Consider the following 6,961-nt stretch of genomic DNA (forward strand, 5'->3'; position numbering starts at 1 on the left):
CGGTCCCGGCCGACACCCGGCCGGCGCAGCGTCGCGATGAGGGCGGGGAGTTCTTTGCCCAGGCTCTCGTCGTCGGGGTTGGAGCCGATCCGCGTGCGCAGGGCCTCCATGAGCCGCACGAGGGTCAGCAGCGCCAAATCCGGATCGGCGACGTCGCCGAGCGCCTCGACGACCCCGTCGTCGAAGTCGGTGTCGAGCGGGTCGATCAGCCCGGTCAGCGCCGGATCGGCGACCAGCCGCTCGGCATTTCCGGGGTCGGCGAACCCGAGCCGCGCCAACGCGGCCGTGGCGGATTCGGTGCGCTCCCGCATACGCCAAACCTATCCGCGGCCACCGCCGCGACCAACACGAAGCGGGGTGAGGAAGAGACATCGGCCCGGGCGAACCCGGGCCGGCGGACCACAGAACTACAACCGGTCGAGGTATCGCGCGAGTTCGAACTCGGTGACCTGGCGGCGGTAGTCGGCCCACTCCTGCTGCTTGTTGCGCAGGAAGAAGTCGAAGACGTGCTCGCCGAGGGTCTCGGCGACGAGGTCGCTGCGTTCCATGATCGTGATCGCGTCGTGCAGCGACCCGGGCAGGGGTGCGATGCCGAGGGCCTGCCGCTCGCCCTGGGTCAGGCTCCAGACGTCCTCTTCGGCCTCCGGTGGCAGCTCGTAGCCCTCCTCGATGCCCTTCAGGCCGGCGGCGAGCAGCACGGCATACGCGAGGTAGGGGTTGCAGGCCGGGTCGATGGTGCGCACTTCGATGCGGGTGCTGTTGCCCTTGTCGGGCTTGTACATCGGCACGCGCACCATTGCGGAGGTGTTGTTGTGCCCCCACGTCAGGTGCGCGGGCGCCTCGCCCCCGCCCCACAGTCGCTTGTAGGAGTTGACCCACTGGTTGGTGACCGCGGTGATCTCGGCGCCGTGATGCAGGATGCCGGCGATGAATTGCCGGGCAGCAGCGGAGAGTTGATAGTCGGCGCCGGCCTCGAAGAAGGCATTGGTGTCGCCGTCGAAGAGCGACATGTGCGTGTGCATGCCCGAGCCGGGGTGATCGGCGAACACCTTCGGCATGAAGGTCGCGTAGATGTCGCGTTCGTAGGCGACATCTTTGAGGATGGTGCGGAAGGTCATGATGTTGTCGCTGGTGGTGAGCGCATCGGCATACCGCAGGTCGATCTCGTTCTGCCCCGGGGCGCCCTCATGGTGGCTGAACTCGACCGAGATCCCGACCGACTCGAGCATCGAGATCGCGGTGCGCCGGAAGTCCTGCGCGGCACCGGTGTGCACGTGGTCGAAGTAGCCGGCGTTGTCGATCGGCTCGGGCTTGACCCCCGGCTCGTAGCCCCGCTTGAGCAGGAAGAACTCGATCTCGGGGTGGGTGTAGAACGTGTAGCCCATGTCCGAGCACTTGGCCAAGGCTCGCTTGAGGACATTGCGGGGGTCGGCGATGCTCGGGGTGCCGTCGGGCAAGGTGATATCGCAGAACATGCGGGCCGTGCCGGGGGTGTCGCCTCTCCACGGGAGCACCTGGAAGGTGGCGGGGTCGGGCTTGGCGAGCATGTCCGACTCGAAGACGCGGGCGAACCCCTCGATGACCGAGCCGTCGAACCCGATGCCCTCCGCGAACGCCCCCTCCAGCTCGGCCGGGGCGATGGCCACCGACTTCAGCGTGCCGAGGACGTCCGTGAACCACAGGCGCACGAACCGGATGTCCCGCTCTTCGATGGTGCGCAGGACGAACTCCTGCTGACGATCCATACGGCCATCCAACCGCAGGCGTGTTACGCGCCTGTTAACCGGGTGCCTGCGGCGCGGGTATGACGCGGTGTCCGGTATGACGAGGCGTCGGCTATGACGAAGGGCCCGGGATGCATGCGCATCCCGGGCCCCTCAGGTGGTCACCTCCCGCTCACTGCGGGTGGCGGCCGGTGGGTCAGAAGCGGACCGCCACGTCCAGGACCCAGCCGCGGCTGAGCGATTTCTTGACGGTGATCTTCGTGCCCGTGCCCGCGACCTTGACGGAGTTCTGCGGGTTGCCCGCGCTCCAGTAGCGGTTGGGGTTGGTGTCATCGAAGGTGCGAACACCCATCTTGGCGCCCCACGTCTTGGCCACGCCGTTCTTGTGCAGCGTGACGACGTCGGTCTTCTCGACGCCGAAGGTGGCGTCATAGGAGCTGCGGCGGTTGGTGAGCGGGCTGCCCGCGATCGCCATCAGCTCGGGGTGGACGTCGACGGGAAGCGCGAAGCCTTCACCCGGGTGGGTGTAGGTGTTGTTGTCGGCGTAGTAGTTGTCGACGTACCAGACCAGCATGCCGTTCTGGAAGGGGAAGCGCTCGACCCAGTTCGGCCTGGTGTTGGCCCAACCGAAGTTGTAGGGGCCGTCGCGCAGCGTGTGGTCGTAGCCGTTGTAGATCCGGTTCTCGGCGAGGTAGTAGTTCGTCGACTGGACCTTCTCGGTGCCGGTGGTGCGCTTGAAGCCCTTGAGCGTCCAGCCGTTGTCGCCGTTCTCGGCGCCGTCGGACAGCACGGTCGTCGAGCCCTTCTTGACGACGATGTTGTCGAGGAAGGCGCCGGCCTCGGCGAGCCCGCCGTCGGTGCCGTAACGGAAGCGCAAGTCGACCTTCTTACCGGCGTAAGCATTGAGGTTGATGCTGACCGGGACCCACTTCGGGTTGACACCGGTGTAGCTCCAGACCGACTTCCACGTCGAGCCACCGTCGGTGGAGACCTCGGCGTAGAGGTAGTCGTAGTCCTCCTCGATCTCGGCCCACATCATCATGTTCAGCGATGCGGTGGAAGCGCCGGTCAGGTCGAGCGCGCGTGACATGGTGTTCTGCAGATCGTCACCCGAGCCGCTCCACCACTCGTAGTTTCCGGCATACGGCTTGTTGTAGTTCTCGATGTGCGTGCGCTTCGGCAGCAGCACCGCGACGGCCTGCGGCATGTGCAGGGCGTCCTTGTTGGCGATGCCGAGCTTGACGTCGGTGTTCTGGCCGTACTGCACCAGCTTGTAGTCGAGCCAGCCCATCATGAGCTTCTCGTGGGCGCCCATGTAGCCGGGCTTGGTGCCGATGTCCGGGTTGCCGTCGTTGAGCCACGAACCGGAGGACATCAGCGACCAGAACGCCGTGCTGTTGCCCATGCCGGTGCCGTCGGCCGTGTCGTAGTAGTCGCGCAGGCCGAGGTCGTGGCCGAACTCGTGCGTGAAGACGCCGAGGCCGCCGTTCTCCGGCTCCGTGGTGTAGTCGCCGATCCAGATGCCGGAGTTGCCCAGGGGGACGCCGCCGGCCTTGTTGAAGCTGGGGCCGGTCACGCCATAGTTGGTGGAGAAGGCATACCAGCGGTGGCTCCAGATGGCGTCCGGGCTCGCGCCGGCCTCTTCGCCCTCGCCGGCGTGGATGGCCTGGAAGTGGTCGATGTAACCGTCCGGCTCGAGGTAGACCCCGTCGCCGTCGTAGTCGTAGCGGTCGACCTTGTCGAACTGGCGCAGGTAGGTCTTGATCTGGGCGTCCGTCTTGCCCATGGCCTTCTGGCTGTTGAACCAGGCGGTCGCGGTGTCCTTGATGTAGTTCCAGTAGCCGTCGGCTTCGCTGATCTCGTTGCTGCCGTAGCGGGCCTGGTTGTAGGGCACCTTGACCCAGTTGGAGACGTCACCCTTGGCGAGGAAGCGGCCCTGGGACTGCTTCTGGTAGAAGTCCCGGAAGGACGGAGCCGGACCGAACATCATGTTCAGGTAGTGCGAACGGTTGAAGTCCGGCTTCCAGTAGGTGCTGTTGTCATCCGTGGCGCTGCCGTCCCAGTTGCGGTCGGGCTCGGGGATCTGGTTGTGCAACGGACCGGGCGTTCCGCCGGTGGCGGCCATGGTCTTGCTGCCGAAGTCGGTCAGGATCGAGAAGATGCTCTCCTCGCGGTTGACGGGGTACCAGACCCAGCGGCCCTTCGCTGCATCCGTGCCGCGCGCCTGCGGGCTGGTGTTGCCCGGGATCTTGATGGTCCGGCTCGCGCCGCTGCCTTCGAGCTTGGCCTCGCCGGACAGCAGCTTGGCGACCGCTTCCTCACGCAGCTTGGACTGCGCGTCGGCGAGCGGGTTGGGCAAGCTGTCGCCGCCCCGACGGGTCTTCATGGCTCCATCCGCGGAGCCCGCTGCGGGCGCGGGGCTGGGCCCGGCCTGCGCCGTGCTCGGAGCAATGGTCAGGGCGAGCGCCGCAATGGCGATCCCGGACACAGCTCCAACGTGACGTTTTCTCACGTGTTACTTCCTCCCAGGTGCTGGTCTGGATCACCGGTCGGGTGACCCGGGGGTTAGGCAAGCACGAAAGGTCCTGGCGTGCTACCCCCGGGAGCCGGCGTTTTCCGGCAGGAAGACAGCACGACCGTAGAATTCACGTCACGATTTGATAACGCGGACCGTTCGGCCCGAAAACGACGGCGACAACCGGCCCCGCCCACCACCGTGGGCGGGGCCCTGCGTCGTGTCTGCGCGGCATACGATCGGCGTTATGAGCGAAACCCCGGCGCCCGCCCCCGAGACCACCGCCCCCTACGGAACCGGCGCCCAGGCCGCACCGCAGCGTCGCGTCCGGATCCCTCATCTGCTCACGATGAAGGAGAAGGGCGAGAAGTGGGCGATGCTCACGGCATACGACATGTATTCCGCGGAGATCTTCGACGAGGCTGGCATTCCCGTTCTCCTCGTTGGCGATTCGGCGGGCAACAATGTCTACGGCTTCGAGACCACGGTCCCGGTGACGGTCGATCATCTCGTGCCGCTGTGCCGGGCCGTCACCTCGGCCGCCAAGCGCGCCATGGTCGTCGCCGACCTGCCGTTCGGCGCCTACCAGTCCTCCCCCGAGCAGGCCCTCGCGACCGCCACCCGGTTCATGAAGGAGGGCCTCGCCCACGCCGTCAAGCTCGAGGGCGGGGCGCCGATGGTGCCCGAGGTCGAACTGCTCGTCCGGGCCGGCATCCCCGTCATTGGGCACATCGGCTTCACCCCGCAGAGCGAGCACGTGCTCGGCGGTTACAAGGTGCAAGGCCGCGGCGCCGGCGCCGAGAAGCTGATGGACGACGCGCTCGCACTGCAGGATGCCGGCTGTTTCGCCATCGTCATGGAGATGGTGCCGGCCCCCGCCGCTGCCGAGGTCACCAAGGCGCTGCGGATCCCGACGGTCGGCATCGGCGCCGGCCCCGACTGCGATGCCCAGGTGCTCGTGTGGCAGGACATGGCCGGCCTGCGCGGCGGCCGCGCACCCCGGTTCGTCAAGAAGTACGCCGATCTACGCACCACCCTCGGTGATGCCGCCAAGGCCTACGCCGCCGACGTCGCCGCCGGCACCTTCCCCGCCGAGGAGCACTCCTTCCTCGAGTGACCCGGTCGAAAGCGCACGACGCGCCGTCATGAGTCGACCTTTACGGCGCGTCGTGCACCCTCGACGGGTTGAGAGAACGTTCTACCTCTACGGGAGGGTGAGGATCTCGTTGCCGTGGTCGGTGACGAGGATCGTGTGCTCGAACTGGGCGGAGCGGCGCCGGTCCTTCGTGACGACCGTCCACTTGTCGTCCCACATCTCCCACTCGTAAGTTCCGAGGTTGAGCATGGGCTCGATCGTGAACGTCATGCCGGGCTCGATGACGGTGCCGTATGCGGGAGCCGCGTCGTAGTGGGGAATGATCAGGCCGCTGTGGAAGGCCGTGCCGATGCCGTGGCCGGTGAAGTCGCGCACGACGCCGTAGCCGAAACGCTTGGCATAGGACTCGATGACGCGGCCGATGACGTTGATCGGTCGCCCGGCAACGGCCGCCTTGATCCCCCGCATCATCGCCTCGTGGGTGCGCTCGACGAGCAGCCGCGACTCCTCGTCGACCTCCCCCACCAGATAGGTCGCGTCGGTGTCGCCGTGCACCCCACCGATGAAGGCGGTGATGTCGATATTGACGATGTCGCCGTCCTCGAGCCGCCGCGAGTCGGGTATGCCGTGACACACCACCTCGTTGACGGACGTGCAGATCGACTTGGGAAAGGCGCGATAGCCGAGCGTCGAGGGGTAGGCGCCGTGGTCGAGCAGGAACTCGTGGGCGATGACGTCCAACTCGTCGGTCGTCACCCCGGGCGCGATCGCGTCGGCCGCGGCAGCCATCGCCTGCGCCGCGATGCGGCCGGCGACCCGCATCTTCGCGATCGTCTCCTCGTCCTTGACCTCCGGCCCGCGGTAGGGAGCCGGGGCCGGCCGGTCGACATACTCCGGCCGGGCGATCGAGGCGGGCACGGCGCGGCGCGAAGAGACGACACCCGGGGCCACGCTTGCGTAGGTCAACGGCATACGGTGGAGTCTAAGCACCGCACGCCGGCGTGCGGCCCACACGAAAGGACACCCGATGGCTTTCTGGTACAACATCGTCACCGGCGCGGTCGAGAACGACGACAACAAGTCCCAGGGCGATGACGTGATGGGTCCCTACGAGACCGAGGAAGAGGCCTCGCAGGCGTTGGCGCTGGCGGCCGAGCGGACCAAGACCTGGGACGACGAGGACAAGGAGTGGGAGGAGAAGGGGGCCGCAGCCACCGGCGACTCCTGGTAGTCCCTACGTCGCCCGGGCGGTCTTGACCGCCTCCGTGCCGGGCTTCACGAGCAGTTCGTATGAGCGTTTGTCCAGGCCGGTAATAGCCGGCGTCGGCGAGCCGCTTGAGCGCGATCGGGCACTTCTTGCAGCGCGGCTTGGCCTTGCAGCACTTGGACTTGGCCCTCACCACCGAGATATCTTTTTACCCCGTCGAGATGTCACCGGCGGCGGTGCACGCTGACGGCGAAGCACCCGCCGGCGACGAAGCGCGCGGCGGACCAGTCGGCATACCGCGCCTCGTAGGCCAGATCGGCTGCGGCGCACGCGCGGTCGTAGTCGCGCAGCGGCAAGGCGTCACCGTATGCCGTGGACGTGGGCGCGAATCCCGCCGCCAGCCGGCCCGACGCGCCGAG

7 protein-coding genes are annotated in these 6,961 nt (G+C 67.1%); 2 read left to right on the top strand and 5 right to left on the bottom strand.

The window, feature by feature from the left end; translation table 11 throughout:
- The 3 genes from BN11_RS23540 to BN11_RS07780 form a co-directional block, all read right to left on the bottom strand.
- On the bottom strand, nucleotides 1-311 hold a 311-nt coding region (locus BN11_RS23540), incomplete at its 3' end, for a hypothetical protein (RefSeq protein WP_048696368.1).
- A 96-nt stretch (nucleotides 312-407) separates the two neighbouring features.
- Nucleotides 408-1,745 (bottom strand): glutamine synthetase family protein, encoded by a 1,338-nt coding sequence (locus BN11_RS07775; protein WP_048696370.1) that lies wholly within the window; start codon nucleotides 1,743-1,745, stop codon nucleotides 408-410.
- Between the two features lie 175 nt (nucleotides 1,746-1,920).
- Nucleotides 1,921-4,110 (bottom strand): immune inhibitor A domain-containing protein, encoded by a 2,190-nt coding sequence (locus tag BN11_RS07780; RefSeq protein WP_201329244.1) that lies wholly within the window; start codon nucleotides 4,108-4,110, stop codon nucleotides 1,921-1,923.
- A 376-nt stretch (nucleotides 4,111-4,486) separates the two neighbouring features.
- Here BN11_RS07780 and panB point away from each other — a divergent pair, with 376 nt between their 5' ends.
- On the top strand, nucleotides 4,487-5,356 hold the full coding sequence (panB, locus tag BN11_RS07785; protein WP_048696373.1) for a 3-methyl-2-oxobutanoate hydroxymethyltransferase: 870 nt from the start codon (nucleotides 4,487-4,489) through the stop codon (nucleotides 5,354-5,356).
- Nucleotides 5,357-5,443: 87 nt separating this feature from the next.
- Here the strand turns inward: panB and map are convergent, their stop codons facing one another.
- Complete coding sequence (map, locus tag BN11_RS07790) at nucleotides 5,444-6,307, bottom strand: type I methionyl aminopeptidase (RefSeq protein WP_048696375.1); 864 nt, start codon at nucleotides 6,305-6,307, stop codon at nucleotides 5,444-5,446.
- A 55-nt stretch (nucleotides 6,308-6,362) separates the two neighbouring features.
- Here map and BN11_RS07795 point away from each other — a divergent pair, with 55 nt between their 5' ends.
- On the top strand, nucleotides 6,363-6,566 hold the full coding sequence (locus BN11_RS07795) for a hypothetical protein (protein WP_048696377.1): 204 nt from the start codon (nucleotides 6,363-6,365) through the stop codon (nucleotides 6,564-6,566).
- 200 nt (nucleotides 6,567-6,766) lie between these two features.
- Here BN11_RS07795 and BN11_RS23545 read toward each other — a convergent pair.
- Nucleotides 6,767-6,961, bottom strand: a 195-nt coding sequence (locus BN11_RS23545) for a hypothetical protein (protein WP_048696379.1), incomplete at its 5' end; no start/stop codon positions are given.

The organism is Nostocoides australiense Ben110 (assembly GCF_001050535.1).
GTDB classification, from domain to species: Bacteria; Actinomycetota; Actinomycetes; order Actinomycetales; family Dermatophilaceae; genus Nostocoides_A; species Nostocoides_A australiense.

What these genes read in the sequence shown, in the direction of transcription:
- BN11_RS07775 (WP_048696370.1), bottom strand. Translation starts at nt 1,745, where the DNA reads ATGGATCGTCAGCAGGAGTTCGTCCTGCGCACCATCGAAGAGCGGGAC.
- BN11_RS07780 (WP_201329244.1), bottom strand. Translation starts at nt 4,110, where the DNA reads ATGAAGACCCGTCGGGGCGGCGACAGCTTGCCCAACCCGCTCGCCGAC.
- panB (WP_048696373.1), top strand. Translation starts at nt 4,487, where the DNA reads ATGAGCGAAACCCCGGCGCCCGCCCCCGAGACCACCGCCCCCTACGGA.
- map (WP_048696375.1), bottom strand. Translation starts at nt 6,307, where the DNA reads ATGCCGTTGACCTACGCAAGCGTGGCCCCGGGTGTCGTCTCTTCGCGC.
- BN11_RS07795 (WP_048696377.1), top strand. Translation starts at nt 6,363, where the DNA reads ATGGCTTTCTGGTACAACATCGTCACCGGCGCGGTCGAGAACGACGAC.